Genomic DNA, 26,111 nt, shown 5'->3' with positions numbered 1-26,111 from the left:
TGGAAAGGGTGCTGGTCGAACACTCGGAGATGAGCGACGGGCGTAAAGCAAGTGCCGACGCACGCGACATGGTTGAGGATGCCGCCATGACCAACGACCTGATGGCGTTCTTCAAGGCGCGCCTGGACGAGGACGCCGACCTGGCCCGGCGCTGTGACGGGGCCGGATTCTCTGCGGAGTGGATCGCGCACGGGGCCACAGTCGACTTCGGCCGAGGGGACCTCACCAGCTTCCACACCGCGATCGCGCGGCACGTGGCTCTGCACGACCCTGCCCGCGTGCTGCGCGAAGTCGAGGCCAAGTGGCACGTGCTGAACCGGCACACGCTCAGTCCGGCCGAACGTGATCCCGAGCGACCGTGGGACGACCGTGACGACTGCCAGTTCGACGGTGACCTCTGGCCGTGCGACGACCTACTCGATCTCGCCCTGCCCTACCAGGAGCACCCCGACTTTCCCGAGCGCTACAAGTCGAACCGGGTAACCAATGGACGGAACGACCACACCACAGGCGCACCAGATAGGGCGGGGAACCACGGTGAAGACAACCGAGCCCGTCGAAGTCGTACGTCCACCGTTCGCCCTGGCCATCGCCAAGATCAGCCCGAAATGCCCGCAGCTTCCCAAGCTGAGAGTGCGAGTTCGATTCTCGTCACCCGCTCCACGGCGAACCCCCAGGTCATGGACCTGGGGGTTCGCCGTGGAGGTGTGGTGATCAAACGTGCTTGATCAGGGCAGCTTCACCACCGTGTAGTCGTCGCAATACCCCGCCGCCGACCCGGAGTTCTTGTAGCAGTACACCGACGCCGCCGTGTTGGAGACGCCCGTCGTGAAGAAGATCGGCTCCTGTGCGTACGTCGTCGTCGACGCGCGCAGGTACGTCTCCGTGCCGCCGAAGCTCTTCACTCCTACGGCCACCTCCTCACCGGCGGTGCCGACCTTCGCCCAGGCCGCCAGCAGGTAACTGCCGCCGGACGTCAGGCCGCTCACCGTCTGGATGGCGCCGCTGGCGCTCACGCCCGTCTGCAACGCGTACGTGCCGGTGCGGGAGTTGGACGCGGCCACGCTCGACGCCGTGCCCGTGCTCTGGGTCCACGGGGTCAGCGCGCCCGTCTCGAAGCCCGGGTTCGTGACCGCGTTCGTCGAAGACGACAACGGCTCCACCGCGAGGTCGTCGCAGTAACCCGCGCCCGTACCGCCCGCGTTCTTCCAGCAGTAGACCGTCGCCGACGTCGACGACGAACCCGTGGTGAAGAGGATCGCCGCCTGTGAGTACGACGTCGTGGCGATGTTCGTGTAGGTCTCCGTGCCGCCGAAGTTCTTCACGCCGATGGCCAGGGTCTCGCCGGCCGTCGCCACCTTCGCCCAGCCCGTCAGCAGGTAGGTCGTCGACGGGGTCAGGCCGGTCAGAGACTGGTTCGCGCCGCTGCCGCTCACCGCCGTCGTCAACGCGTCAGCTCCCGTACGGGAGTTGGCCGCCGTCACCGATGACGCCGTGCCGCTCGCCTGGGTCCAGGGGGACAGACTGCCCGTCTCGAAGCCCGCGTTGGAGAGGAGGTTGCCGCCGGTGCCGTTGTACGCGCCGATGTTGGGGGCCGCCGTAGCGGAGACCGCGTTGCCGTACGCGTCGGAGCCGCCGTTCGATGCGATTACCGCGCCTGCCCTGATCGCCGGTGACGACGGGTGGACCTGGTACGCGTTCTTGCCCGTGTAGGAGGAGGACGTGTTGGTGTTGCCCGCGTTGCGGAACTCCGGGTCCGACGTCACCTTCGCCGCGTCGGCCGGCTCGCGGGACGGGTGGTTGCCGTAGAAGAGGTTGTTGGAGTAGGTCGAAGTGCCGGTGGTGGTGAAGTAGTTGCCGGAGCCGTAGTTGAAGACGGCGTTGTTCTGGAAGGACAGGGCGCCGCTGATCGACGTGCCGGCGCGGGAGTACAGGATCGGGGTGCTCAGGCCGTCCCTGACCGAGAACGTGTTGTTGTAGAAGAGGGGGATGGCGGATGTGCTACCGCTCTGGTTTGGCACTCCGCCCACGAAGTGGAGGACTCCGCCGCCGTGGGTCTGGGTGCCGGACGCCGGGCAGCCGGAGTTGCTGCCGTCGTTCTCGCTGATGTTGTAGCGGACCACCGTGCCGTCGCTGGGGACCGTCGACGTCGGCTCGTTGGCGATGGTGAAGGGCGGCATCACCAGGAGGAAGCCGCCGAGGTTCTGGTGGCTGTAGTTGTACTGGAACGTGGTGTTGTGGTTGCCCCAGTCGACGTCGAAGCCGGTGCCGTCGGCGCCGTTGATGTGGCAGTAGACCTCGTTGTTCTGGACGACGGTGTTGCTGCTGCCGGACATCCAGATGCCGGCCGAGGCGCCGTTGCAGTACTGACCGGACGGCGGGCAGGTCGACTTGGCGCCGCCGTAGCCCGCCTTGTTGCCGTCGATCAGGGCGCCGTCGTTCTTGACGACCAGGATGTCGTCCGCGCCGTCGTACGTCATCGTGTTGTTGCGGATCACCGTGCCTGTGGTGAGGCCTGTGCCCTGGCCGTCCGCGTCCGGGGTCACCGCCACCGCTATGCGGTCCACATGGTCGAACGTGTTGTTCTCCACCACCACGTCGTTCCACGTGGAGACGGGGGTCGTGTGGTCGGTCTGGACGCCGACGCCCGCGTTCGTCGCGTACCAACCGCCGCCGTAGCCCGCGATGTTGTGGATGTACATGTCGTGCACGCGGATGTGGTTGAGGACGCCGCCCGAGCTGTTCTCGGCCAGGACGCCCGAACGGTACGCGGGGGACGAGGAGTTGTCGATCAGCTCCAGGCCGCCGATGTCCCAGTACTGCTGGTTCAGGAGGTGGATGACCGCGCCCGTCGCGCCCGCCGCGTCGATGACCGGCTTCGCGCCCGAACCGTACGACGTCATCGAGATGTTGCTGCCCGAGGATCCCGAACCGCCGGGCGTGAGCTGGCCGGTGCAGGTGGTGCCGGCCTTGAAGAGGATGCTGTCGCCCGCGGTGAACGTCGTGCTGTTGACGCCGGCGACCGAGTTCCAGGGGCTGGCGCTGGTGCCGGTGCCGTTGGTGGAGGCCGAGCAGTCGACGTAGTAACTCGTGCCCGCCGCCGCCGCGTTGGTCGCCGTGACGGGGACGAGCAGGGCGCCCGCCAGCGCGGCGAGCAGGGCGAGGATCCCCGGCCTTCGGCGGGTGGCGGAAAGTGGTCTGTCGGGAGAACCGAATCTGCGACGCTTCATTGCGCGCTCCTTGGATGGGTGGATGTGTCCCTTGCCGCTGCGTGCGGCGAGATTCCCCTCTTCACCAGGCGCGATGACCGGTTGCCGCCGGTGCGCCTGGAGCGTGTGGCGCTGTCCCGACGTCGGATGCGACGACGTCGGGGCAGCGCGGAACCAACAGCCCTGCCCTTTACCGGACTTGGGCTACCAGGACGCCAGCGAACCGTCCGCGTTGCGCCAGACCGGGTTGCGCCAGCGGTGGCCGCGTTCGGCGGCGGCGCGGACCTTGTCCTCGTCGACGGTGATGCCGAGGCCGGGGGCCGTCAGGCGGTGGATGTAGCCGTCCTGGACCTCGAACGGGGAGGCGTCCGCGAGGTAGCCGAGCAGGCCTCTGCTGTCGCCGTAGCCGATGCCCAGTGACTGTTCCTGGATGAGGAAGTTCGGTACGGCGAAGTCGAGTTGGAGGCTCGCCGCGAGGGCGATGGGGCCCAGTGGGCAGTGCGGGGCGACGAGCACGTCGTAGACCTCGGCCATCGCGGCGATACGGCGGGTCTCCGAAATGCCGCCCGCGTGGCTGATGTCGGGCTGGGCCACCGCGATGCCGGCGCCGAGGACCTCCCTGAAGTCCCAGCGGGAGAAGAGGCGTTCACCCGTGGCGATGGGGATGGAGGTGGCGCGGACCACGTCGCCCAGGTCGCGGGTGAACTCCGGGAGGACCGGCTCCTCGACGAACATCGGCAACAGCGGTTCCAGGTACGGGAGTACGCGCCTCGACATCGCCCCGCTGAAGCGGCCGTGGAAGTCCAGCGCCAGGTCGCGGTCCGGGCCGATGGCTTCGCGTACGGCGCTCACCCTGGCGACGATCGCGTCGATCGCGGCGGGGGTGGCGAGCGGCTCGAGTTGCGCGCAGGGGTTCATCTTTACGGCGGTCAGGCCCTTGGCGACCTGCCCGGCCGCCGACTCCGCGAGTTCCTCGGGACTCTCGCCGTAGAGCCAGCCGTAGATGCGGACGCGGTCGCGGACGTGGCCGCCGAGGAGTTGGTGCACGGGGACGCCGTGGGTCTTGCCCGCGATGTCCCACAGGGCCTGGTCGATGCCGGCGAGGGCGCTGCTGAGGACCGGGCCGCCGCGGTAGAAGCCGCCCTTGGCGAGCATCTGCCAGTGTTCCTCGATGCGGGCGGGGTCCTGGCCGGTCAGGTAGTCGAACATCTCCTCGACCGCCCTGGCCGTGGTGTGGGCCTTGCCCTCCACGATGGGCTCGCCCCAGCCGGATATGCCCTCGTCGGTGTCGACGCGCAGGAAGAGCCAGCGCGGTTCGACGAGGAACAGCTCGTATCCGGTGATTTTCATGCTGCGGACCTCCGGGTCCTACGGGTAGTACGGGTCCTACGGGTCCTACGGGTCCTACGGGTCCTACGGGTAGTACGGGTAGTACGGGTACGGAGAGGGGCAGGGGGGAGAGGGGAGAGGAACGGGAGAGGCGGATAGGAAGGCTGGGGGGCCTACTCCTGCGAGCTGATGCTGCGCCCGCCGTCCACGACCAGGTTCTGGCCGGTGATGAACGACGCGTCGTCCGAGCCGAGGAAGGCGACGGCGGCGGCGATGTCCTCGGGTTCGCCGAGCCTCCCGACCGGGGTCCGGGCCGCCGTCCGGACCCGGTACTCGTCCGGCGCGTCGGTCCACAGACCGGTGTCCACCGCCCCGGGCACGACCGCGTTGAACCTGATCCGGCCCGCGTACTCGACCGCCAACTGCCGTACCAGCGCGCTGACTCCACCCTTCGCCGCCGCGTACGCGGGGAACCCGCTGAAGCCGATCACCGCGTGCACGGAGCCCGTGACGACCACCGCGCCACCGGCCGCCGAGAGCAGCGGTACGGCGGCCCGGACGCCGTAGAAGACGGAGTCGAGGGCGAGGCGGAGGTGGTCGTGCCAGGAGGTGTCGTCGAGTTCGTGGATCGCGCCGGGGAGGTTGCGGCCGGCGTTGAGGTGCAGCAGGTCGAGGCGTCCGGTCCACTCCTCGGCCGTGCGGATCGCCTCCGGCCACGCCTCGGGGTGCGTGACGTCGAGCCCCAGGTGACGGGCTCGGCCGCCCTTGGCGCGGACCTCTGCGGCCACCTTCTCCGCACCCGCCGCGTCCACGTCCGTGACCAGCACGGACGCGCCCTCGTCGGCGAGCCGCCGGGCCGTGGCCGCCCCGATGCCGGAGGCGGCGGCGGTGAGGAGGGCGGTACGGCCGGTGAAGCGGGCGGGACGGTGGTCAGGGTGGCTGTCGGGGTGACTACCGGGGTTGCTCTCGGGGGTACTGCGGCTCATGGCGATCCTCTCGGCGTGACCGGCCCGTCCGGTCATCCGTCAATCGGTACTGTCCTGCGTTCCTCGGTGCTGTCCTGCTCCTCGGTACTGACCTGCGCCTCGGTACTGACCTGCGGTCCTCGGTACTGACCTGCTCCTCGGTGTGCTGTGTCCTTCGCCCCTCCGTCCGACCGGCGGCTCGGTCGTCCAGGGGAACGGGAACCCCTACTGATCAGCCCGTAGTACCCGGCCCCGCCGTAGACCCCCGCGACACCAGCCGCGGCTCGGTCGGTACGACCACGTCCCCCGGTGGCTTGCCCTGGATCTCCGCGACCAGGGCGTCCACCGCGGCGGTGCCCAGTTCGTGCAGGGGCATCGCGACCGTGGTCAGGGGCGGGGTGAGGTAGCCGGCGACGGGAAGGTCGTCGTTGCCGACCAGGGAGATGTCCTCGGGGATGCGCAGGCCGCGCTCGTGGATGGCCCGCATCGCCCCGATGGCCTGGGCCAGCGAGCTGGTGTACAACGCGGTGACCTGCGGTTTCCCTTCGGCGGGGGTGAGGAGTTCGCGGGCGGCGGACGCGCCGCCCTCCTCGGTGAAGTCGCCGGAGGCGACCGGCGCGGCGAGCAGTCCCAGTGCGGCGGCGTGCCGGAGGAACGCGTCCCGGCGGTCCTCACTGGGGGTGATCCCGGAGGGGCCGGCGATATGGCCGATCACCCGGTGACCGAGTGCGTGGAGGTGGTCGAGGGCGGTGACGCTGGAACGGGCCACGTCCATCGTGACGTTGCGGCCCGAGTCCTTGACGGCGCGGTTGAGGAAGACGTGCGGAACCGGGTTGCGGCTCAGGGTCTCCAGTAGGGGGTGGTGGGGGCGGGCGGAGGCGATCAGGAGGCCGTCCACGCGGCCCTCCTTGACCAGGTCGTTGAAGGTGTCGTCGGCCTCCTGGCCGTCGAAGTCCTCGGCGAGCAGGGAGAGATAGCCCAGTTCACGGGCGCGCTGGTAGGCGCCGCGGGAGATGGTGACGTAGGTCGGGTTGTTGAGGGCCGGCACCAGCAGGGCCAGGGCGTGGGTGCTGGCCCCGGCCAGGGCGCGGGCCCCGGAGTGGGGGCGGTAGCCCAGGGCGGCGGCGACCTCGTGGACGCGCTGTCTGGTCTCCGGCCGGACGGACAGGTCCTGCCGTCCGTTGAGCACCTTGGACACCGTCGCCTTGGAGACTCCCGCCTCCCGTGCGACGTCCACCAGCCTTGCCCGTACGGGCTGTTCAGCCACGCGAGTCCTCCCTGTCAACCACGCCGTCGACGACCCCTGCCGTCCTGCGAATCATGCCCTGCTGCCGGATTCGCCTGGGGTGTGGCGATCGGCGTGCGGTGTTGCGTTTGACCTCTTGACACCTTCTGGCGCCGCAACCTAGCGTTCGCCGAAGTCGTTGGTCAACCGGTTTCCTTGGATGGATTTCAGTGATATATCCATTCAGGCCCGGCATATCCGGCGATCCCCGCACGGCTGATGGGACTCGGCTGTCGCGGAGGATTACCGACTCTCCGTAGTAAACCCCTGCAAGCACGATGAAATCGGCATGCGCCGATGATGGGTGAGGTGTGCAATGAAGCGCTCCGGGAGACTGCTCGCGGTCGCCACCACGGTCGCCGCCCTGGCGGCGTCACTCGCCGCCTGCGGCGGCGGGTCCGGCTCGACCTCCGCGGACGGGACGGTCACGCTGCACGTCGAGGCGTGGAAGGGCGGCGGCGCCGAACCGGCGAACATCGCCGAGATCAACAAGGCGTTCGAGAAGGCTCATCCGAAGATCAAGATCGACTTCAAGTACACCACCGCGGACCCGACGTACACGCAGAAGCTCCAGCCCGAGCTGCTCGGCGGCAAGGCCGGCGACGTCATCATGGTCGACGCGGACAAGATGAAGAAGTGGGGCGCCTCCGGCTACCTCGCGGACCTCTCGAACGAGTCGTGGGTCAGCTCCATATCCTCGGCGGCGAAGCCGTTCACGCAGACCGGCGGCAAGACGCTGGCCATGCCGATGGAGCTGATCGGCATCGGTCTGTACGCCAACATGGACCTGCTGAAGAAGGCCGGGATCACCGAAGTCCCCGCCGACTGGCCGACGTTCCTCGCCGACCTCGCGAAGATCAAGAAGGCCGGGATCACGCCCATCGCGCTGCCCGACAAGTCCGCGTGGACCGGCAGTTCCATCTTCCAGGCGAGCGGTTCGACCACCGTCTACCAGAAGAACAAGCAGTGGGACGCCGACTTCCTCGCCGGCAAGGCCTCCTTCGACCCGGACTGGAAGGAGCCGCTCGACCAGCTCAAGACCCTCGGTGACAAGGGCTTCGTGAACTGGAAGAACGAACTCGGCGTCGACGAGTGGTCGCAGGGCCCGCAGGACTTCAGCGCCGGCAAGAGCGCCTTCTGGTACCAGGGTGCCTGGCAGGTCTCCAACATCAAGAAGGCCGGTTTCCCGGTCTCGTTCGCGCCCTGGCCGGGCGGCGCGGCGGGCACCAAGCCGAACGCGATGCTGTTCTCCGGCACCGCGTGGGGCGTCAACTCCCAGTCGCAGCACGCGGACGCGGCGAAGGAGTACGTGAAGTTCTGGTCGCAGAGCGCGAATCTGGCGAAGTACCTGGACGCCGAGCACGCCGAGTCCCCGTTCACCGGTGGCACCACGCCCGACTCGACGGAGACCACCGTCTTCAACACCGCCTTCAAGGAGGGCCGTTACCGGGTAATGCCCTCCAACACCTGGTACGGCGGCCAGGCGGAGACCGACACCGGCTCCAAGATCCAGTCGTTCCTGCTGGGCCAGTCCTCGGCGGCGAAGACGCTGAAGGACATCCAGACGGCGGCGTCCGCCAAGTAGCCGTACCGGTGGGGTAGTTGGGCCGTCCGGTCAGTCGAACACCGGCCGGGTGATCGAGCCGGCCGGCCCACCCCGTCCCACCCACTCTCCCCCAAGGGGCCTGTCGGCCAAGGAGGTTGATCCCCCGTGTTCCACCGACGGCGTGCCACCATGGCCGCCTTCCTGCTCCCGGCGATCGCCGTGTACGCGCTCTTCGTCCTGTATCCCCTGTTCAGGGGCGTGTACTTGAGCCTCACCGACAGTGTCGGCGGCCCGATCTCCCACTTCGTCGGCATGGACGAGTACAAGGCGATGGCGGACGACTCCCAGGTCTCCGCGGCCCTGTGGCACACGGTCCTCTACGCCGTCGTGGTCGTCGTCGTGCAGAACGGCCTCGGGCTGCTCTTCGCTTCGATGCTGTTCCGCCGCCCGAGGGTCCGAAAGGCCCTGAACGTCGTCCTGTTGACCCCCACGCTGATCTCGCCGCTGATGGCCGCGTTCATCTGGTCGTACCTCTTCGCGCCGAACGGCGGCCTCAACGCGCTGCTCGACGGGGTCGGTCTCGGCGGCCTCAAGCACGTCTGGCTCGGCGATCCCTCCACCGCGCTGTACTCCGTCGCCACCGTCAACATCTGGATGTTCACCGGCTACTCGTGCGCGATCTTCCTCGCCAGCTATCTGAGCATGCCGACCGAACTCCTGGAGGCCGCCGCCCTGGACGGCGCGAGCGGCTGGCGGCGGTTCCGCAGCGTCGAGTGGCCGCTGCTGGCGCCCGCGCTCACCGTCAACGTGACGCTCAGCCTGATCGGTTCGCTCAAGGTCTTCGAGTTCCCGCTCGTCCTGACCAACGGCGGCCCGGCCGGCGCCACCGACACCCTGACCCTGCTCGTGTACCGGAACATCTTCGGCGGCGGGAAGTTCGCCTACGGCGTCGCCGTCGCGGTGCTGCTCCTGGTGACCGTGGTCGTCCTGTCCAGCGCGACCAACTCCCTGCTCAGACTGCGCGAGCGGCGCGTATGACGACGTACGGACGCCCTCAAGTACGTACGCACGCGGGGCAGTTCCCCGTCGGCATCGTCGGTATCGCCGGAACCGTTGGAATCGGACGGACCACCCCATGACCTCACCCCTCTCCGCACCGGAGCTCAGCCGCCCCGCCGGGAAGCGCGACACGCCCCGGCCGCGCCCTCCGGCCCGCCCCCGCAACTCCGCCCCGTGGACCGCGCGCAGGCTCGGCGCCGCCTTCGGCACTGCGGTGCTCTGCCTCGGCACGGTCCTGTTCGTGCTGCCGTTCGTCTTCACGATCGTGACCTCGCTGCGTACGGCGGCGGACGTGGCGCGCTCCCCGCTGGGCGTGCCGCACTCGTTCACGCTGAAGAACTTCAGAGACGCCTTCAGCCAGATCCACTACGGCACCAGCACCCTCAACACCCTTCTGATCACCGGGCTTTCGTGCGTGCTCATCACGGTGCTCGGCGCGCTAGCGGGCTACCCGCTGGCCCGGATCACCGCGGGCTGGTCGACGGCGGTGTACCGCCTCTTCATCCTCGGCACGTCGATCCCCGTGTTCGTCGTGGTGGCACCGCTGTACCTGCTGATGCGCGACCTGAACCTGCTGGACACGTACGCGGGCGTCGTCTTCATCTACACCGCGCTCAACCTGCCGCTCGCCGTGTTCTTCTACACGAGCTTCATCCGCCAGGTCCCGACCGACCTGGAGGAGGCGGCGGCCCTCGACGGCTGCGGCGCGCTGCGCACGTTCTTCGTCATCATCCTGCCGCTGCTACGGCCGGTCACCAGCACCCTGTTGACCTTCATCTCCCTGCAGATCTGGAACGACCTGCTGGTCCCCCTCGTGTTCCTCCAGGACCCGGGCAAGCGCACGGTCATGGTGAACGCGTACTCCTTCATCGACCCGCACACCGTGCAGCCGACCACCCTTTTCCCGGCCGCCCTGCTGGGTGTGCTGCCCCTCTTCGTCATCTTCATCTTCTTCCAGCGCCAGATGGTCGCCGGAATGTCGGCGGGAGCGGTCAAGTGACGGACACTCAGATGACTCAACGGCCGCTGCCCACACCCCAGTTGACCCGCACCCGGGTCATGGCGATCCTCAGGTCGGCCGACGCCTCCGGGCTGCCCGTCGCGGCCCGTGCCCTCGCGGCCGGCGGGATCACCTGCCTGGAGGTCACCCTCACCACCGCCGGTGCGCTCGACGCCATCGCCCGTATCAAGGACGAACTCGGCGCCGTCAAGGACGAACTCGGCGCGGCGGTCTCGGTCGGCGCCGGTACGGTCCTCACGGCGGCCGACGTCCGGGACGCACTGGCCGCGGGCGCGGAGTTCCTGGTCGCCCCGAACGTGGAACCGGACGTCGTCCGCGCCGCAGCCGACCAGGGCATCCCCTTCTACCCGGGAGCCTGGACGGCGACGGAGGTGACCACGGCCTGGCGGGCCGGCGCGGCAGCGGTGAAACTCTTCCCGGCCTGCACCGGAGGCCCCGCCCATCTGCGCCAACTCCGCGCCCCGCTACCGGAGATACCGCTCATGGCGGTCGGAGGCGTAGACCTCGAAGCGGCCGGGCAGTACATCGCCGCGGGGGCACTCGCCGTGGGCGTCGGCTCCCCGCTGCTGCGCGACGCCGACCGGGACCCGACCCCGGAGGCGCTGAGCGCCCTCACGGCACGGGCACGCGCACTGCTGGCGACGGTCAGGCCCGGCACCGGGCCCGAGGAGACTCAACTGTGAACACCCGCAACCCCGTTGAGAGCGACGAGCCCTACCTCGTCACCGTGGGCGAGACCCTCGGCGTCCTGTCCGCCGCCGGCCCCGGCCCGCTCACCCTGGGCACCACCCTCCGCCTGGGCATCGCGGGCGCCGAGTCGAACGTGGCCATCGGCGTCAGCCGCCTGGGCGGCCGGGCCGCCTGGATCGGCCGCGTGAGCGAGGACGAACTGGGCGAGCTGGTGCTGCGCGAGCTGCGCGCCGAGGGCGTCACCGCCCTCGCGGTACGCGACCCGGCGCCGACCTCCCTCCTCCTCAAGGAGAAACGCACCAGCACGCACCACCGGATGCGCTACTACCGGACGGCGACGGCGGGCGTCCGTCTGGCCCCCGAGGACATCCCGGAGGAGGCGGTGGCCGGGGCGGCGATCCTCCACATCACCGGCATCACCCCGGCGTTGGGCGAGGGTCCGGCGCGGGCGGTCCGCCGGGCGGTGGACATCGCGCGCGGGGCCGGGGTGTTGGTCTCCCTCGACATCAACTTCCGTTCGCTGCTGTGGAACGAGGACGAGGCCCGTACGGCGGTGCTGCCCCTCCTGCGCGACAGCGACCTGGTGTTCGCGGGCCCGCACGAGGCCCGGCTCGCGGTGCCGGACCGCCACGAGCCCGAGGAACTCGCCAAGGGCATCTGCGAGTTGGGCCCGGCCGGCGCGGTGATCAAGCTGGGCGCGGAAGGCGCGTTCGCCCTCCTCGACGGCCGCCCCCACCGCCAACCGGCCCTGCCCGCCCGCGTCCACGACCCGGTCGGCGCCGGGGACGCCTTCGTCGCGGGCTACCTGGCCGAACTCCTCGCCGGCGCACCGGAGTCGGCCCGCCTCGACACGGCCGCCCGGCTCGGGGCGTTCGCGGTCGGCACGGAGGGCGACTGGGAGGGCCTGCCCCGCCGCGCCGAACTCCCCCTGCCGGACCACCACGACGACGTACTCCGCTGACCCACTCCGCTGAGGACTGAACGCCCCATGACACGCCCAACAACTCGCCCCATGACAAGCTCAACGTCAAGCTCCATAACAAGTGCCGGTGCCACAGGCCAAGTTGTCGTCCTGACGGGTTCGTACACACCGGACACGGGCGGCGAGGGCGTAGGCCTGACGGCGCTGCGTCTCACACCGGAGGACGGTCTGCGGGTGGTGGACGCGGTGGCGGCGAGCGGCGCCTCGTATCTCGCGGCGCACCCGACACTCCCCGTCGTCTACACGACGCACGAGTCGACACCGGGCGCGGTGAGCGCGTTCGCCCTACGGCAGGACGCGGCGCCCGTACCGCTGGGGGCACCCCTGACCAGCGGCGGAGCGAACCCGTGCCACGTATCCGTCCACCCGGGCGGCGACTACCTCCTCACCGCCAACTACGGCACGGACACACTCCCCGGCACGGTCGCGGTACACCGCCTGGACGGCGACGGCAGGCTCGCGGACCTGACGGACGTGGTCGAGCACAAGGGATCGGGCCCGGTGCCCGGCCGCCAGGAGGGCACCCACGCCCACCAGGTCGTCACCGACCCCGCCGGCCGCTACATCCTGGCCACCGACCTGGGCGCGGACACGGTGTTCACCTACCAACTGGACGCCACCACCGGCAAGTTGCAGCCGGTCGCCGCCTCCCGACTCCGCCCCGGCTCGGGCCCCCGCCACCTCGCCTTCACCCCGGCCGGCGACCTGGTCCTCAGCGCCGACGAACTCTCCTCCACGGTGACCTGCCACCGCTACGACGCGGAGACCGGCACCCTGCACGAACTGTCCCGGGCGCCCGCGACGGCCGTAGCGGACATCCCCAACCAGCCCGGCGGCATCGTCACGTCCGACTGCGGCCGCTACGTCTGGGTCACCAACCGGGGCGCGGACACGGTGGCGGCGTTCCGGATCGGCGGCACGGCCCTTGAGCCTCTCGGCGAGGTTCCGAGCGGGGGCAGCTGGCCTCGCGGGCTCGCTTCGGCGCCGGGGCAGTTGCTGGTGGCCAACCAACACAGCGGGACGGTCGCGGTGTTGGGGGTGCGGGGAGACGGGACGTTGGTGGAGGCGGGAGTGGTGGCCGGCGTGGCTTCGGTGGTGTGTGCGCTCACGGTCTGAGCGGACGCGTGCCGATCACGCCTGCGCCGCCGCCCGCGCGTGACCACCGGGGAACCCCGGTTCAGAGCGGAGGTCGTCCGGCAGGACGCGGAACACCTTGTGACTGCCGAGTGGACGTACGGCGCGGAAGTCGCGTCGGCCGAGGGTGAGGATCGCGTCCGTGTCGTAGTCGGCGGCCAGTGCCACGGTCACCGCGTCGGCGAGGTCGAGGACCAGCGCGCGGTGGCGGGCACGGACGGACTGGGCGGCACCCAGGTGGTCCTCCGTGATCTCCGGCATGACGACCCGGCCCCGGCCCATCCAGCGGATTCGGCACCGGCACCGGCGAATTCGGAATCGGCCCCGACTCCGGCACCGCTCTCACCCTCGCCCACCTCGCCCCCGCCCTGGCCCTCGCCGGACTCGGCATGGGCCTGGTGATGGGCCCGTTCTTCGACACGGTGCTCTCCGCCGTCGAACCCCACGAGACGGCTCCCCTCCGGCACCCTCACCGCCGTCCGGCAACTCGGCGGCGCGCTCGGCACCGCCGTACTCGGCACGGTCTTCTTCTCCGCCCACGCAGACGGGGGCACCACCCCGACCGGCGACACCACCGCCATGACGATCACCCTGTGCACCGGAATCGCCCTCCTGGCCACCGCCTTCCTCGCCGCCTTCCTCCTGCCCCGCCCCGCCGGCCGGTCAGCGGCGCAGCAGTCGCCCGGGGAGACGGTGCCCGAGAAGGCAGTGCGCCGGGACGAGCGTGAGCCAGAACCACAGCAGCGCGACCAGGCCGAGGCCGAGCAGGACCAGCCGGGTGACCACGGCCGTCTCGGTGGGCAGCGAGGTCAGGATGCGGCGGTGGTCGCGCCAGAACCCGGCGATGAGGGTGAAGGTGAGGGCGAAGGCGCCGAGGCCGGGCAGCGCGTCGTTCAGGGCCTTGTGGAACGCGGCGGCGTCCAGATGCCCCGGGACCGTGACATTGATGACGAGCAGTGTCATCGCGATGGCGTTCATGCCGTCGGACAGGGTGACCAGGCGCGTCACGCCCGGGGCGTCCTCGTGCGGGTCGGCGGTAGGTGTCTCTGTTCCTGCCGCTGGGTCCGTCGGCTCCGTCATGCCGACGACAGTGGGGCGTCGATCACACAGGTGACCTGACCGTCAGTCACATTACCGAAACGTAACCTACCGACGGGTATCACGAGTAACTTACCCACAGGTAAGTTCCAGGCGAACCACTCTCCGGACGGCCGCCCCACAGGAGGTTCGCCATGCCCGCACGCAAACGAAACCTGCTCGCCGCCGCGCTCACCGCCGCCTGCCTCGGCACCCAGGCCCTCGCCGTCACGACCGCCGCCCCCGCCGGCGCGTCGGACGAGGTCGTGTCCCGAGGCGTCACCATCCCCGCGTTCTACAACCCGCCCACCACCCTGCCCGCAGCCGACGGCACCCTCGTCCGCAGCGAGCCCCTCCCCCTCGCCCTGAGCCTGCCCGGCCTCGACGGCACGCTCCCCGGCACCGCGACCCGGCTGATGTACAAGTCCACCGACTCGAACGGTCAGCCCGTCGCCGTCACCGGCGCCTACATCGAACCGTCCGCCGACTGGTCCGGCACCGGCCCGCGCCCCCTCGTCGCGGTCGCCCCCGGCACGCTGGGACAGGGCGACCAGTGCTCGGCGTCCATGGGCCTGGAACACCCCCTCTCCCTCAACAGCCAGACGGTCTCGGTGGGTTACGAGGACCTGGCGATCTACCGCCTGCTCGCCGAGGGCGTCGCCGTGGTCGTCACCGACTACGTCGGCCTCGGCGCGACGGACCGGCTGCACACCTACGTCAACCGCATCGACGAGGCGCACGCGGTACTGGACGCCGTACGCGCCGCCCGTTCGGTCACGGGTGCCTCGGTCACCGCCGGCTCGCCGGTCGGGCTGTACGGCTACAGCCAGGGCGGCGGCGCGACCGCCGCAGCCGCCGAACTCCAGTCCTCCTACGCCCCCGACGTCACCCTGTCCGGCACCTACGCCGGAGCCCCGCCCGCAGACCTGACCTCGGTCACCCAGGCCATCGACGGCAGCGAACTCGCCGGTGCGCTGGGCTGGTCGCTCAACGGCTTCCTCCAGTCCGACCCGGCGCTGAAGCCCCTCGCCGAGGCGCACCTCAACGACGCCGGAAAGGCCGCGCTCACCGACCTGTCGACGATGTGCGTCGGCGACGCGCTCCTGGGCTACGGCTATACGCGGAGCACCAGTTGGACCACGGACGGCCAGTCCATCGGCGACATCATCGCCTCGACTCCCGCGCTGCGGGCCTTTCTCGACAGCCAGCGCATCGGCACGCTGAAACCGTCCGGGCCCGTCCGCCTGGCCACCGGCGTCAGCGACAACCTCGTCCCGCACGCGCAGGCCCGCCGGCTCGCCCTCGACTGGTGCGCGAAGGGCGCCGACGTCACCTACAAGGCGGTCGTCCTGCCCGGCGTCGGCAGCGCGCTCCTCAACCACTTCGCACCCCTGCTGACCGACCAGGGCGACGCCATCTCCTGGCTCACCGACCGCCTGGCCGGCAGGACGGCCGTCTCCAACTGCTGGACCATGCCGGTACAGCCCTGACGAAGGGACCAGCCTCCCCGGGAAGCGGATTCAGAGCGCGGTCCAGGTCACCGGGAGCGCGCTCAGTCCGTACACGATGTTGTCCCGGTGGTAGGTGAGCTGGTCCTCGGGCACGGCGAGGCGTAGTCCCGGCAGACGGCGGAGCAGGGTCGTGAGGACGGTCTGGAGTTCCACCCGGGCCAGGGTCTGGCCCAGGCACTGGTGGATGCCGTAGCCGAAGGCGACATGGCGGCGGGCGTCCCGGGTGAGGTCCAAGTCGTCTGCCGGGCCGAAGAGTTGCTCGTCGCGGTTGGCCGTGGACAGCATGCAGATGACGCCCTCGCCGGCCGGGATCGTCACCTCGCCCACCCGGACGGTCTCGGTCGCCGCGCGGCCCAGGCCCAGGTGGATGATCGTGAGGTGGCGCAGGAGTTCCTCGACGGCCCCTCGGATCAACTCCGGTTCCGCGCGCAGGAGTTCCGCCTGGCCTGGGCGGCGCAGCAGGGCGAGTACGCCGATGGCCGTCATGTTCGCGGTGGATTCGTGCCCGGTGACCAGGAGCAGGAAGCCGAGCGACGCCGTCTCCTGGGCGGTCAGGTCGTCGCGCGCGGCAAGCCTGCTGAGGATGTCGTCGGCCGGGTGCCGGCGCTTGCGCTCCGCCAACTCGGCCAGATAGCTCATGAGTTGGGCGTGCGCCCGCTCCGCCTCCGGTCGGGTGGTGCGGTTGTCGAGGAGGGTACGGCTGAGCGACTGGAACAGGTCGTGGTCCTCGTACGGCACTCCGAGCATCAGGCAGATGACCAGCGACGGGACCGGCAGGGCGAAGTCGGCGACCAGGTCGGCCGACGTACGCCCCTCGGTCATGCGGTCCACCGCCCGGTCGACGATGTCCTGGATGCCCGGGCGCAGTTCCTCGACGCGCTTGACCAGGAAGTCCCTGCTGACCATGCGGCGCAGCCGGGCGTGTTCGGGGTCGTCCATACGGATGAAACTCGGCTGGGCGGTGGCCAGTTCGCGCTGCCCGGCGGAGAGGAAGGGGAACCCCGGTGTGCGCGCGTCCGCGCTGAACCGGGCGTCGGACAGCACGGCCCGCACCTCGTCGTAGCCGGTGACCAGCCAGCACGCGGTGCCGTCCGGCAGCACGGCACGGGTGACGGGGGCCTCGCGGGCGGCGGCGGTGTAGGCGGGCGGCGGGCTGAAGGGGCAACTGCCGTAGGGGGCGGGGAGATCGAGGGTGGTGACGGTCACGGGTGGGGGGTCTCCTCGTGGTCGACGAGCGTGATGGCCCCGCTGGGGCACAGGTCCGCGGCGAAGCGCACCTCGTCGGCGTACCGCGCGTCCGGCTCCGGTACGAGCAGGGTGACCAGGCCGTCCCGCTCGCCCTGCTCGAACACCTCGGGCGCGGCACCGACGCACTGGCCCGCGCTGCAACAGCGTTCCCGGTCCAGGAGTACGACGAGAGAGGGCTGCCGGTCGGAGGGGGTGCGGAGGGTGTTGAGCGTGGCGCACATAGTGGCGGTCTGGCCGGCCAGGACCAGGAGTTCGACGAGTTGCCCGGGGCTCAGGACTCGGGCGAGGCGCCCCCAAAGCCCTTCGGTGACCGGGGAGTTGACGGCGAGCAGATCGGCCGCCGCCAGGAGGAGCCGGTCCTCCTCCGCCCAGGGGTGCGTGGCCGGGTCGGCCGCCGTCGCGTCGATCTCGGCCGCCGTCAGACCGGCGTCCGCGGCCCGTGCGCGGTGCCGCCCGTGGACGTAGGGCGCGTCGAGCCGGTGCGCCACGCGCAGGACGACCAGCTCGCGTCTGCGGTGGCCGAGGGTTCCCTCGTGGGTGAGGACCCGGGCGAGGGAGAGCCAGGCGTGGGCCAGGGCGGGGTGGTGGGCGAGGGTGCCGAAGAGGTTCTCCCGGCCGGGGCCGTCCTGGTGGGAGTCGGCGAGCAACGACCGCAGGGGCGGGGGCCATTCGGCGGGCGGAAGGGGCGGAATACGGGGGGTGCGCGTCGTGGTCATGGTGCTTTCACCTTCGTACGGTGCCGTGGGCCGGGGCGTTGTCGTGGTTCACCAGCGGCAGACGACCACTCCCGCGCTGGCCCCGCTCGCGAAGCCGAACATGCCCACCAGGTCGCCGCGTCGGAGGCGTCCGCTGTCGAGGGCGGCGGCCAGTTGCAGGGGGATGGTGTTGGTCGCCACGTTGCCGTGGGTGGGGAAGGTGGCCAGGACGCGGCTCGGGTCGACGCCGATCCACTCGCAGGCGACCTTGGTGAACGGCACCGACGGCTGGTGCACACAGACGAGGTCGAGGTCGTCGCCCTGGACGCCCAACTCCCTTAGCGCGCCCCGTACTTTGCGGGGCAGCCCGTCGAAGGAGCCCACCAACTCGGCGGAGTCGATGCGGAGATGGCCGAGGGTGCGGTGCTGTGCGTAGGGGTTGGGCAGGGTCGCCGCGCGCCAGCCCCAGGAGTTGGCGAAGAACCGGGAGCCGAGGATGCCGGGCCGCTCGCCCGCCTCCACCAGCAGGGCCGAGCCCATGTCGCCGGTGCTGAGGCTGGGCAGCGCGCTGAGCAGGTCGGCCGGGTCGTCCACCTGCCAGCGGCTCTCCCGGGTGCTGACCTCGGCGGTGGTCACCAGCACCCGGCGGTACTGGCCGCCCCGGATGAACGCGTCGGCGACCTCCAGGGCGTTGAGGACTCCGTTGCAGGCGTTCTTCAGGTCGAACACCGGGCAGCCCAGGCCCAGTTTGTCGGCGACGACATGGGCGGTGGCCGGTTCCTCCATGTCGGCGAGGATGCCGGCGTACAGCAGCAGGTCGACGCCGCCCGGATCGGTGCCGGTGTCCTCGAACAGGCGCCGGGCCGCGTGCACGGCCAGGTCGGAGGGCTGCTCCCGGTCGTCGGCCACGGTGCGCTCGGCGAGGCCGTACATGCGCTGGAGGACTCCCCGGGACAGCGGTACGGCGGGACTGGCCGCGCGGAACCGGTCCTCCACGGCGGTCACGGTCTGGCGTCCCTCGGGGATGTGGACGGTGGCGTGAACGATGGTGCTGTGAACGGTCATTGATCCCTCCTCGGTCGGTGCCGGCCTTTGTTCAGTCCGCGGGCGTCGACCCTCGGCCGTCAGTCCTTGGTCGTCAGTCCTTGGTCGTCAGTCCTCGGCCGTCAGTCCTTGGTCGTCAGTCCTTGGTCGTCAGTCCTCGGTGGTGAAGAGCAGCACCACGTTGTGGCCGCCGAATCCGAAGGAGTGGCTGACGGCGGCCCGGACGCGCTGCCTGCGGGGTGCGCCCGTCACGCAGTCCAGGTCGAAGGGGAGGTTGTCCGGGGTGAGGTTGGCGATCGGCGGCACGGTGGAGCGGTGCACGGTGAGGGCGGTGAGCGCCGCCTCGATCGCACCGGCGGCGCCGAGGCTGTGCCCGAGAACTCCCTTGGCGGCGGTGACAGTCGGCCGCCGCCGCAGCACCCGGCCGATCAACTCCGCCTCGGTCAGGTCGTTGAGGAGGGTCGAGGTCCCGTGGGCGTTGACGTGATCGACGTCCGCGGGGCCGAGCCCCGCCTCCGCGAGCGCCGACCGCAACGCGGCCTCCGCGTGAACTCCGCTGGGATCAGGGGCAGTCGGGTGATACGCGTCGGAGGTCTGACCGACCCCCGCGAGCCGGGCGTACCGCCGTTGTCCCCGGGCCCGCGCGTCCGCCTCCCGCTCCAGGACGAGGACGGCGGCGCCCTCGGAGATCACGAACCCGTCCCGGTCCGCCGCGAAGGGCCGCGAGGCCGCGCCGGGGTCGTCGACACGGTTCGACAGCGCGCCCATCCGCTGGAAGCCGGAGGTGATCACCGGGGTGACGGCCGCCTCCGCGCCGCCCGCCACCGCGATGTCGCACAGCCCGGCGAGCAGCAACTGCCGTGCGACGGCCAGGGCGCTGGCCCCGGAGGCGCAGGCGGTCTCGGTCGCCATGGACGGACCATGGGCACCGAGGTCCAACAGCACTTCCCCGGCGGCCATGTTGGAGATCAGCATGGGCACCAGCGCGGGCGAGACGAGGTCGGGGCCGCCCTGGTGGTGGCGGAGCGTCTGGTCCTCCAGATGTACGGCCCCGGCGAGACCCGAACCGATCACGACGGCGACCCGCGCGCCGTCCCACCCGGCGGGGTCGAGCCCGGCGTCGGCGACCGCCTCGCGCGCGGCGAGCACGGCGAGCTGGCTGAAGCGGCCCATGCGCCAGGCCTTGCCGCCGCCGATCCGGGCCTGTTCCGGGGTCATGACGGGGATACGGCAGGACAAGTCGACGGCGCAGCCCTTGAGTTCGGGGTCCGTGTCCGCGCAGGACCGCCCGCGCAGAACCCCCTCCCAGGTCTCCTCGCGGCCGACCCCGGCCGGGGTGATGAGCCCCAGGCCGGTGACGGAGACGGGCGCGTAGGGTGCCGGCATCACGCCCGCTTGGCGTTCAGCGCGGCGACGAGTCCACCCACGGTGCTGTTCTTGGCGGCCTCTTCCTCCGCCACGGGAACCCCCAGCTCCTCCTGGAGCGCCAGGGCGAGTTCGGCCAGCGCGAGCGAGTCCAGGTCGAGGCTCTCCAGGGTGGCCTCCGGCCGGATGCTCTCGGGACTGACCTCGAACTTCTCGGTGAGGACGGCGGTCACGGCGGTCTGCACGGGGGACATGGCGTTCCTTTCGACGGGCGCGACGAGCGCGGAAATCGGGGCGCTTGACCTGTTTCGAGCACGTCAAGCGCCGGTCGGGAAGCGGGCACGCCCGGGGACGGGCGAGATCTCAGACGATCGGGATCCGTACGGCCGGGTCGGCGACGGCAGCGTCCACCGCCAGGTCGGCGGCCTCGACGCGCGGCACCCCTGGCAGTTCCGGCCAGACCAGCACCGCCGAACCCCAGGTCAGCCCCGCGCCGAACGCCGTCAGCAACACCCGTTGCCCGGCGTGCAGTTCACCCCACGCGGCGGCGTCGGCGAGGGCCAGGGGGATGGACGCGGCGCCGGTGTTGCCGACCCGCTCGATGTTGGTGACGTGACGGTCGGCGGGTACCGGGATGCGGTCGCCGACGGCGGAGAGGATGCGGGCGTTGGCCTGGTGGGCGCAGAACCGGTCCACGTCCTCGGCGGCCCAGCCCGCGCGCTTGAGCACGGTCTGGGCGGACTGGGTCATACGGGTGACCGCGTGCTGGAACACCTCACGGCCCCGCATGCGGAAGTACCGGTCGTCCGGGGCGTACGCGTCGGAGCGGGCGCGCTCCAGGGCACCGCCGCCCGGCACCTGGATCAGATCCTCGCCCGAACCGTCGCTGCCGAGGTCGAGCGCCAGCACACTCCCCGGCTCCCCCCGCTCACCGCGCCGCAGGACGACCGCCGCCGCGCCGTCGCCGAAGAGGATTCCGGCGGAACGGTCCCGCGGGTCGAGCAGCGTCGAGTAGACCTCGGCGGTGACCAGCAGGACACGGTTGGCACACCCCGAGTTCAGGGCGCCGACGGCGGCGGCGAGGCCGTAGACGAAACCGCTGCACGCGGCGGACACGTCCCACGCGGCCGTTCCGCCCAGGCCGAGGCGGGTGGCGAGGCGGGGTGCCATGGCCGGCATCGGCCGGTCCGGTGTGGAGGTGGCGACGATCACCGCGTCCACGAGGGGACGGCCGGCGACCGCCAGCGCGCGGCGGGCCGCCTCCAGGGCGAGGTCGCCGGTGGCCACGCCCGGTGCCGCGCGGTGGCGTTCGCCGATGCCGGTGCGTCGGCGGACCCAGGCGTCGTCGACGCCCCACGCGGCGGGCAGGGCGTCGTTCGCCACCGCGTCCGGGGGGACGAAACCGGCGATGCTCTCGAGGACGGCCGTCTGCGGCGTCGTCAAGTGGGGGGCCGCGCTGGGCAGTCGGAGGGTCACACACGCCTCAATAGGAAGTGATCTTGGACGAGCGGGCACGACTGTAGATCGGATCAAGATCCGGTCGGGGGCGTGACGCGATCCGAACACTTGATCCGTTCCGGCCGATTTTCCGCAAAAGCCCAGCTCAGCGGCCACAGTGAGGAAACGTTACGTCTGTTATGTTGTCCACAGATCACCCGAAAGAGCCAGCGCCACGAGGCAGTCACGGACGTCCGTGACGCGGCACGTCGCCTCCGCGACCAGGGGTGCCGTGACGGCGTGGATGTCCTGCCCGGACGCGACGGCACGGCGGGTGCGCCCGTCCCGTGCCGCCACCACCTCGACGAAGAACCAACTCCCGCGCTGGTGGCGGCCGTTCGGGAGGCCTGCGACGCGGGCGCCCGGATCGTCCCGCTCTGTCGGTGAGGTCAGGGCGTGAGCTGCTGGTGCCCTATGACGGAGAGCAGTTCGAGCTTGCCCTGGCTCTCGGTGCCGGGGCGGGCGGTCATGACCACCAGGGTCTGGGCGCGGTTCTCGGTGAACAGGACCTGGGCGTCGACGTCGATCCGGCCGAGGGAGGGGTGCAGGATCGTCTTGCTCTCGCCGTAGCGCTGGGCGACCTCCTGGAGTTCCCACACGCGGACGAACTCCGGGCTGTGTTCGCGGAGTTCGGCCACGATCCGGACCGCCCGGGGGTCACCGCCGCCGGCCGTGAGCGCGGCGCGCAGCCGGGCCGCCTGGGTGCGGCTGTGCCGGGGGTGGTCCTCCTCCGGGTACACCAGCCGGTCGGCGGGGTCGGTGAACCAGCGGTAGTAGGCGCTGCGGGCCAGGCCGGTGTGGCGCGTCTGGTCGCCGAGGAGCGCGGTGGCGATCGGGTTCATGGCGAGGGTGTCGGCCATGTCGGTCAGCACGATCGCCGGGGTGTCGTCGTTCAGGCGCTCCAGGACCCGCAGCAGAGCCGGGCTGACGTGCTCGGAACGCCGGAAGCGGACCGGGGCGTGGTGACCGATGAGCGCGAAGAGGTGGTCGCGTTCGTCCGGGGTCAGCCGTAGCGCCCGCGCGAGGGCGGTGGTGATCTGCACGGAGGGCTGCGGGGCGCGCTGCTGCTCCAGACGGGCGTAGTAGTCCGTGGACATGCCGGCGAGCTGGGCGACCTCCTCGCGGCGCAGCCCCCGGGTCCGCCGGCGCGGGCCCTCGACCAGCCCGACGTCATGGGGCCGCAGCGTCTCGCGCCGCCGGCGCAGGAACTCCGCCAGCGCCTTCTTCTCCATGCCCGCCATCGCCCTCTCCCGTCCGTGACCTCCGGACAACCTTGGGGTCCCAGCCGGATTTGCCGACGTCGGCGAAGTGGCCCGCGTTGTCCCAGCCTTTGGCCGTGATCAGCGCCTCGCATTTGTTCCGCTGTGCTTCGGGGGACGACGCGGAGTCGTCCTCACGCTTCCTTGACTGTCGGATGTAGGACACTGCGCGCACATGGTCCAGATCAGGGGTCCAGTCGGGGCCCCGTTTGACGAGAGGTGTCATGTGCCCAGCGTAGTAAAAATCAACGTACTCACCGTTCCAGAAGAGCAGCGCGAGACGCTGGAGAAGCGGTTCGCGAACCGGGCCGGGACGGTGGACGGCTCGGACGGTTTCGAGTGGTTCGAGCTGCTCCGGCCCGTCGAGGGCACCGACACCTACCTCGTCTACACGCGCTGGCGTGCCGAGGAGGACTTCCAGAACTGGATGTCCGGGATGGGCCGGGCCGCCCACCGCGGCGGGCCGCAGGGAGGCGGCGCGGAGGGTTCCCCGCAGGGTGAGCGGCCGAAGCCCGCCGCGACGGACGCGACGCTGTGGACGTTCGAGGTGGTCCAGCAGGCCGGGCCCAGGCAGGACTAGGTCCTGACCGTCAGGTAGAGCCAGCCGCCCCACGTGCTCACGTTGGTGGTGTCCGTCGTACCGGCCACGTACTCGGTACGCACCCGGAACTTCTGGCCCACCGCGTTCGTGAGGCTCAGGTGGGTCACGCCGACGCTGCCCGGGGCCATGGAGAAGCAGCTGGACGTGGTGAGCGTGTGCCAGGCCCCGGCGTAGTACTCCTGGGCCTGGAACCGCATGCACTGCCCGGACTTGTCCGGCGTCACGGTGCCGGCCACCTGCGGCTTCACGGTGTGGTGGTAGACACGGTAGGTGACCGTGCCGTACTTGGTGCTGGTGTAGTAACTGCCCAGCGTCTCCGCGATGTCGACCTGCCCGTGCACGGCGTGGGTGGCGGTGGCCGGGGCGTAGCGGTAGTCGCCGGCGAAGGACGCCGTGAAGGTGGTGTTGCGGGTGACCTTGTACGTCGCCCTCAGGTTGCCCCCGCTGTCCACGGCGGCGGTCTTCACCAGCGTCTTCCTGCCGCCCGCGGGCGTCGCGTAGATCGACACCGTACGGCTGTTGTACGTCCTCCCGAGGTGGGCGGTGACAGTGGCCGTGGCGCCGTAGGTGTACGTGGACGTGTTGCTCGTGACGGAGACCGCCGTCGCGGCGCGGGACACCTGGACGATCGCCGACGCGGTGACCGGCTGGTGGGAGGCGTCGCCCGGGTAGGCGACCGTGTAGGTGTTGGCGCCGCCGGTGGACGGGGTGTCCTTGACGGTGATCTTCCCGTCCGTGCCCACGGGCACCGTCCACGTGACCGGCGTCGTCGTGTGCGCCGCGTCCGTGCGGGACACGGTGACCTTCTCGCCGGCGGTGTACGGGGTGTCGCCCAGGGTGCCGCCGAAGGTGAGGGCGGTGGCGCGGGTGGCGGTGGCCGGGGCCTTGAGGGTCAGGGCCGGGGTGTACGGGTCGACCTGCACGGTCGGGTCGTCGGCGGTCAGCCCGTGCGTGGTGTCGCCGGCGTAGTAGAGCTGGTAGGTGAACCGGCCGGCCACGCCCGGGGCGTCCGTGACGGTGAACTCGGTGGTCGCCGGGTCGACGGTGACCGACGGGAGCCGGACCGTCTCCTGGGTGTCCTCGTTGGTCCGGGACACGGCGACGGTGGTCCCCTGCGGGAGGCTCCCGAGACCGCCTTCGCTGATGAGCGTGCTCTTGAGCACGACCGAGCGCGGGGTCGCCGAGTCGATCTCCGGGGACGTCATACCCGTCGACAGCCGGTACACGTGCACCGCCAGGGTCGCGGTCGCGGGGCTGTGGGTGGCGTCTCCGGCATACGACACCTGGTACTCGGGCACGCTCGCTTCCTGCCGGGTGTCGGTGACGCTGAACGTGCCGTCGGCGCCGACCGTGACGTCAGGGAGCGCCACGCCGTCGCGGGTGACCTGGAGGGAGGCGCCGGCCGGCATGAACCCGAGCGTCGCCAGCGAGCCGGTGAAGGTGAACTGCGCGGTGGGATACGCGCGGTTCGGCGGGGTCAGGGTGAGGGTGGTGCCGGAGAGTTTCGGGGCGCTCAGCACGTCGAGGGAGTAGTCGCCGGCGGAGTGCTGGACGACCGCGTAGAGGGTGCTGCCGCCGACGCCCCACTCCAGACCGTCCGGGGCGAGTACGGTGCCGGAGGAGAAGGTGAAGTGCCTCTCCGCATGGATGGAACCGGCGTAGAGGTAGAGGCCCGCGGTGCTGCCGACGGCGAGCGTGCCGTCGGTGTCGACGGTGAGCGACGCGGGGCCCACGGAGCCGGTGTAGTAGACGGACGGGACGGCGCTCGCGAGGTCCGAGGTGCGGTACGCGTGAAGGGCCCGCGCCTGCGCGGCGGCGAGCAGCACCTCGGTGCCGTCGGACGTGACCTGGAACCCGGTCGCCGTACCGCCGTAGACGTCCGTGTCGGCCTTGGCCGTCGCCGTTCCGGAGGACACGTCGAAGGTGGCCACGTGGCTGAGGTCCTGCTGCGGCTCCTCGGCCGCGAGTACGCCGCCGCCGGCCGCGAGCACGGGCGCGACGGCCCAACTGGCCATGCCCGGCTGCGGTGTTGGGGCGGGATCGGCGGCGGCGGGGTCGACCGCCCCGATGCCACCTCCGCCGTCCGCGGTGTACCCGTACCAGACCTTCCCGCCCGCCGCCGCGACGGAGACGGGCGCGCTGCCGGTCCCGGTCGGGTAGCGCGCGGACTCGGTCAGCGTCGCCGTGTCGATCGCGGCGACCGCGTCGCCGTCGGCGAGGGCCGCGTACAGCGTGCCGCCGTCGGGGGACAACGCCAGGCCGGTGGCGCCCTGTTCGCCGGTGAGGGTGGTGACCGGGTTGCCCGCCAGGTCGGTCACCACGATGTCGGCCGAACCGGCGCCCTGGCTGAAGAAGAGGTGCTGGTGCGCGGTGTCGACCAGCAGGTGCGCGTAGTGGGACAGCGGCAGCGCGGCCGTGCTGTCGGCCCGGGCGGCGGGGCCGGTGAGGCCGACCGCCGCGGTGGTCAGCCCGGCGACGAGCGATATCGCCGCCGTGAGCGAGACCTGCTTGAGGCGCATGAAGCTCCTGTTGAAAGTGTGAACAGGCAGGTCGGACGATAACTCCCGCAGCGGGCCGCCCTCGTCATGGCCCGG

The 26,111-nt window shown here is 71.0% G+C and carries 23 protein-coding genes and 1 pseudogene; 10 read left to right on the top strand and 14 right to left on the bottom strand.

What is annotated here, in order from left to right; translation table 11 throughout:
• Nucleotides 1–8 precede the first annotated feature (8 nt).
• Nucleotides 9–728 carry a DUF6221 family protein gene (locus ACIQBL_RS22585; protein ID WP_401944429.1) on the top strand — a complete coding sequence of 240 codons (720 nt, stop codon included), beginning with the start codon at nt 9–11 and terminating at the stop codon, nt 726–728.
• Here ACIQBL_RS22585 and ACIQBL_RS22580 read toward each other — a convergent pair whose 3' ends face one another.
• From ACIQBL_RS22580 to ACIQBL_RS22565, 4 genes are all read right to left on the bottom strand, one after another.
• A complete protein-coding gene (locus tag ACIQBL_RS22580; protein WP_401944428.1) occupies nt 729–3,230 on the bottom strand; it encodes a carbohydrate binding domain-containing protein in 2,502 nt (833 codons plus the stop codon).
• Nucleotides 3,231–3,413: 183 nt separating this feature from the next.
• The gene (gene dgoD, locus ACIQBL_RS22575; RefSeq protein ID WP_401944427.1) at nt 3,414–4,559 is read right to left on the bottom strand and encodes a galactonate dehydratase; all 1,146 of its coding nucleotides are present in this window, start codon (nt 4,557–4,559) and stop codon (nt 3,414–3,416) included.
• Nucleotides 4,560–4,711: 152 nt separating this feature from the next.
• Complete coding sequence (locus tag ACIQBL_RS22570; RefSeq protein WP_401944426.1) at nt 4,712–5,524, bottom strand: SDR family NAD(P)-dependent oxidoreductase; 813 nt, start codon at nt 5,522–5,524, stop codon at nt 4,712–4,714.
• A gap of 211 nt (nt 5,525–5,735) precedes the next feature.
• On the bottom strand, nt 5,736–6,770 hold the full coding sequence (locus ACIQBL_RS22565; protein ID WP_401944425.1) for a LacI family DNA-binding transcriptional regulator: 1,035 nt from the start codon (nt 6,768–6,770) through the stop codon (nt 5,736–5,738).
• Between the two features lie 334 nt (nt 6,771–7,104).
• On the opposite strand from ACIQBL_RS22565, the gene ACIQBL_RS22560 reads away from it, so the two are divergent.
• The 6 genes from ACIQBL_RS22560 (at nt 7,105) to ACIQBL_RS22535 (ending at nt 13,202) form a co-directional block, all read left to right on the top strand.
• A complete protein-coding gene (locus ACIQBL_RS22560; protein WP_401944424.1) occupies nt 7,105–8,373 on the top strand; it encodes an ABC transporter substrate-binding protein in 1,269 nt (422 codons plus the stop codon).
• A gap of 126 nt (nt 8,374–8,499) precedes the next feature.
• On the top strand, nt 8,500–9,372 hold the full coding sequence (locus ACIQBL_RS22555; RefSeq protein ID WP_401944422.1) for a carbohydrate ABC transporter permease: 873 nt from the start codon (nt 8,500–8,502) through the stop codon (nt 9,370–9,372).
• 97 nt (nt 9,373–9,469) lie between these two features.
• The gene (locus ACIQBL_RS22550) at nt 9,470–10,393 is read left to right on the top strand and encodes a carbohydrate ABC transporter permease (RefSeq protein WP_401944420.1); all 924 of its coding nucleotides are present in this window, start codon (nt 9,470–9,472) and stop codon (nt 10,391–10,393) included.
• 11 nt (nt 10,394–10,404) lie between these two features.
• Nucleotides 10,405–11,097, top strand: coding sequence for a bifunctional 4-hydroxy-2-oxoglutarate aldolase/2-dehydro-3-deoxy-phosphogluconate aldolase (locus ACIQBL_RS22545; protein WP_401944418.1), 693 nt, complete (start codon nt 10,405–10,407; stop codon nt 11,095–11,097).
• Nucleotides 11,094–12,065, top strand: coding sequence for a sugar kinase (locus ACIQBL_RS22540; protein WP_401944416.1), 972 nt, complete (start codon nt 11,094–11,096; stop codon nt 12,063–12,065). The genes ACIQBL_RS22545 and ACIQBL_RS22540 overlap by 4 nt, the downstream gene beginning before the upstream one ends.
• Nucleotides 12,066–12,116: 51 nt before the next feature.
• Complete coding sequence (locus tag ACIQBL_RS22535; protein ID WP_401944415.1) at nt 12,117–13,202, top strand: lactonase family protein; 1,086 nt, start codon at nt 12,117–12,119, stop codon at nt 13,200–13,202.
• A gap of 15 nt (nt 13,203–13,217) precedes the next feature.
• Here ACIQBL_RS22535 and ACIQBL_RS22530 read toward each other — a convergent pair.
• Both ACIQBL_RS22530 and ACIQBL_RS22525 read right to left on the bottom strand, forming a co-directional pair.
• A pseudogene (locus ACIQBL_RS22530) lies at nt 13,218–13,508 on the bottom strand (hypothetical protein); the annotation flags it as partial.
• Between the two features lie 375 nt (nt 13,509–13,883).
• Nucleotides 13,884–14,300 (bottom strand): TMEM175 family protein, encoded by a 417-nt coding sequence (locus ACIQBL_RS22525; RefSeq protein WP_401944413.1) that lies wholly within the window; start codon nt 14,298–14,300, stop codon nt 13,884–13,886.
• 152 nt (nt 14,301–14,452) lie between these two features.
• On the opposite strand from ACIQBL_RS22525, the gene ACIQBL_RS22520 reads away from it, so the two are divergent.
• Nucleotides 14,453–15,787 carry an alpha/beta fold hydrolase gene (locus ACIQBL_RS22520; RefSeq protein ID WP_401944411.1) on the top strand — a complete coding sequence of 445 codons (1,335 nt, stop codon included), beginning with the start codon at nt 14,453–14,455 and terminating at the stop codon, nt 15,785–15,787.
• A gap of 30 nt (nt 15,788–15,817) precedes the next feature.
• On the opposite strand, the gene ACIQBL_RS22515 is transcribed toward ACIQBL_RS22520, so the two are convergent.
• From ACIQBL_RS22515 to ACIQBL_RS22490, 6 genes are all read right to left on the bottom strand, one after another.
• Complete coding sequence (locus ACIQBL_RS22515) at nt 15,818–17,014, bottom strand: cytochrome P450 (RefSeq protein WP_401944410.1); 1,197 nt, start codon at nt 17,012–17,014, stop codon at nt 15,818–15,820.
• On the bottom strand, nt 17,011–17,772 hold the full coding sequence (locus ACIQBL_RS22510) for a ferredoxin (RefSeq protein ID WP_401944409.1): 762 nt from the start codon (nt 17,770–17,772) through the stop codon (nt 17,011–17,013). Before ACIQBL_RS22510 ends, ACIQBL_RS22515 begins: the two co-directional genes overlap by 4 nt.
• 48 nt (nt 17,773–17,820) lie before the next feature.
• The gene (locus ACIQBL_RS22505; protein ID WP_401944407.1) at nt 17,821–18,816 is read right to left on the bottom strand and encodes a 3-oxoacyl-ACP synthase III family protein; all 996 of its coding nucleotides are present in this window, start codon (nt 18,814–18,816) and stop codon (nt 17,821–17,823) included.
• 129 nt (nt 18,817–18,945) lie between these two features.
• On the bottom strand, nt 18,946–20,181 hold the full coding sequence (locus ACIQBL_RS22500) for a beta-ketoacyl-[acyl-carrier-protein] synthase family protein (protein WP_401944406.1): 1,236 nt from the start codon (nt 20,179–20,181) through the stop codon (nt 18,946–18,948).
• Nucleotides 20,181–20,414: an acyl carrier protein gene (locus ACIQBL_RS22495; RefSeq protein ID WP_401944405.1), complete on the bottom strand. Its 234-nt coding sequence runs from the start codon at nt 20,412–20,414 to the stop codon at nt 20,181–20,183. Before ACIQBL_RS22495 ends, ACIQBL_RS22500 begins: the two co-directional genes overlap by 1 nt.
• A 109-nt stretch (nt 20,415–20,523) precedes the next feature.
• Nucleotides 20,524–21,636, bottom strand: a complete 1,113-nt coding sequence (locus tag ACIQBL_RS22490; RefSeq protein WP_401944404.1) for a beta-ketoacyl-ACP synthase 3 — start codon at nt 21,634–21,636, stop codon at nt 20,524–20,526.
• Between the two features lie 261 nt (nt 21,637–21,897).
• Between ACIQBL_RS22490 and ACIQBL_RS22485 the strand changes: the two genes are divergently transcribed.
• Nucleotides 21,898–22,044 carry a hypothetical protein gene (locus ACIQBL_RS22485; protein WP_401944403.1) on the top strand — a complete coding sequence of 49 codons (147 nt, stop codon included), beginning with the start codon at nt 21,898–21,900 and terminating at the stop codon, nt 22,042–22,044.
• Nucleotides 22,045–22,046: 2 nt separating this feature from the next.
• On the opposite strand, the gene ACIQBL_RS22480 is transcribed toward ACIQBL_RS22485, so the two are convergent.
• Nucleotides 22,047–22,889, bottom strand: a complete 843-nt coding sequence (locus tag ACIQBL_RS22480) for a helix-turn-helix transcriptional regulator (RefSeq protein WP_401945062.1) — start codon at nt 22,887–22,889, stop codon at nt 22,047–22,049.
• A 253-nt stretch (nt 22,890–23,142) separates the two neighbouring features.
• On the opposite strand from ACIQBL_RS22480, the gene ACIQBL_RS22475 reads away from it, so the two are divergent.
• Entirely contained in the window at nt 23,143–23,496 is a 354-nt protein-coding gene (locus ACIQBL_RS22475; protein WP_401944401.1) for an antibiotic biosynthesis monooxygenase family protein, read from the top strand.
• Here the strand turns inward: ACIQBL_RS22475 and ACIQBL_RS22470 are convergent.
• The gene (locus ACIQBL_RS22470; RefSeq protein ID WP_401944399.1) at nt 23,493–26,036 is read right to left on the bottom strand and encodes a YncE family protein; all 2,544 of its coding nucleotides are present in this window, start codon (nt 26,034–26,036) and stop codon (nt 23,493–23,495) included. The genes ACIQBL_RS22475 and ACIQBL_RS22470 overlap by 4 nt on opposite strands.
• Between the last annotated feature and the right edge of the window lie 75 nt (nt 26,037–26,111).

The organism is Streptomyces sp. NPDC088350 (assembly GCF_044753545.1).
In the GTDB taxonomy this organism is placed as follows: Bacteria; Actinomycetota; Actinomycetes; order Streptomycetales; family Streptomycetaceae; genus Streptomyces.
The sequence above is the reverse complement of the archived record's forward strand: the minus strand, read 5'-3'. Positions and strand labels throughout refer to the sequence as shown.

What these genes read in the sequence shown, in the direction of transcription:
- ACIQBL_RS22580 (WP_401944428.1), bottom strand. Translation starts at nt 3,230, where the DNA reads ATGAAGCGTCGCAGATTCGGTTCTCCCGACAGACCACTTTCCGCCACC.
- dgoD (WP_401944427.1), bottom strand. Translation starts at nt 4,559, where the DNA reads ATGAAAATCACCGGATACGAGCTGTTCCTCGTCGAACCGCGCTGGCTC.
- ACIQBL_RS22570 (WP_401944426.1), bottom strand. Translation starts at nt 5,524, where the DNA reads ATGAGCCGCAGTACCCCCGAGAGCAACCCCGGTAGTCACCCCGACAGC.
- ACIQBL_RS22560 (WP_401944424.1), top strand. Translation starts at nt 7,105, where the DNA reads ATGAAGCGCTCCGGGAGACTGCTCGCGGTCGCCACCACGGTCGCCGCC.
- ACIQBL_RS22550 (WP_401944420.1), top strand. Translation starts at nt 9,470, where the DNA reads ATGACCTCACCCCTCTCCGCACCGGAGCTCAGCCGCCCCGCCGGGAAG.
- ACIQBL_RS22545 (WP_401944418.1), top strand. Translation starts at nt 10,405, where the DNA reads ATGACTCAACGGCCGCTGCCCACACCCCAGTTGACCCGCACCCGGGTC.
- ACIQBL_RS22535 (WP_401944415.1), top strand. Translation starts at nt 12,117, where the DNA reads ATGACAAGCTCAACGTCAAGCTCCATAACAAGTGCCGGTGCCACAGGC.
- ACIQBL_RS22525 (WP_401944413.1), bottom strand. Translation starts at nt 14,300, where the DNA reads ATGACGGAGCCGACGGACCCAGCGGCAGGAACAGAGACACCTACCGCC.
- ACIQBL_RS22520 (WP_401944411.1), top strand. Translation starts at nt 14,453, where the DNA reads ATGCCCGCACGCAAACGAAACCTGCTCGCCGCCGCGCTCACCGCCGCC.
- ACIQBL_RS22510 (WP_401944409.1), bottom strand. Translation starts at nt 17,772, where the DNA reads ATGACCACGACGCGCACCCCCCGTATTCCGCCCCTTCCGCCCGCCGAA.
- ACIQBL_RS22505 (WP_401944407.1), bottom strand. Translation starts at nt 18,816, where the DNA reads ATGACCGTTCACAGCACCATCGTTCACGCCACCGTCCACATCCCCGAG.
- ACIQBL_RS22500 (WP_401944406.1), bottom strand. Translation starts at nt 20,181, where the DNA reads ATGCCGGCACCCTACGCGCCCGTCTCCGTCACCGGCCTGGGGCTCATC.
- ACIQBL_RS22495 (WP_401944405.1), bottom strand. Translation starts at nt 20,414, where the DNA reads ATGTCCCCCGTGCAGACCGCCGTGACCGCCGTCCTCACCGAGAAGTTC.
- ACIQBL_RS22480 (WP_401945062.1), bottom strand. Translation starts at nt 22,889, where the DNA reads ATGGAGAAGAAGGCGCTGGCGGAGTTCCTGCGCCGGCGGCGCGAGACG.
- ACIQBL_RS22470 (WP_401944399.1), bottom strand. Translation starts at nt 26,036, where the DNA reads ATGCGCCTCAAGCAGGTCTCGCTCACGGCGGCGATATCGCTCGTCGCC.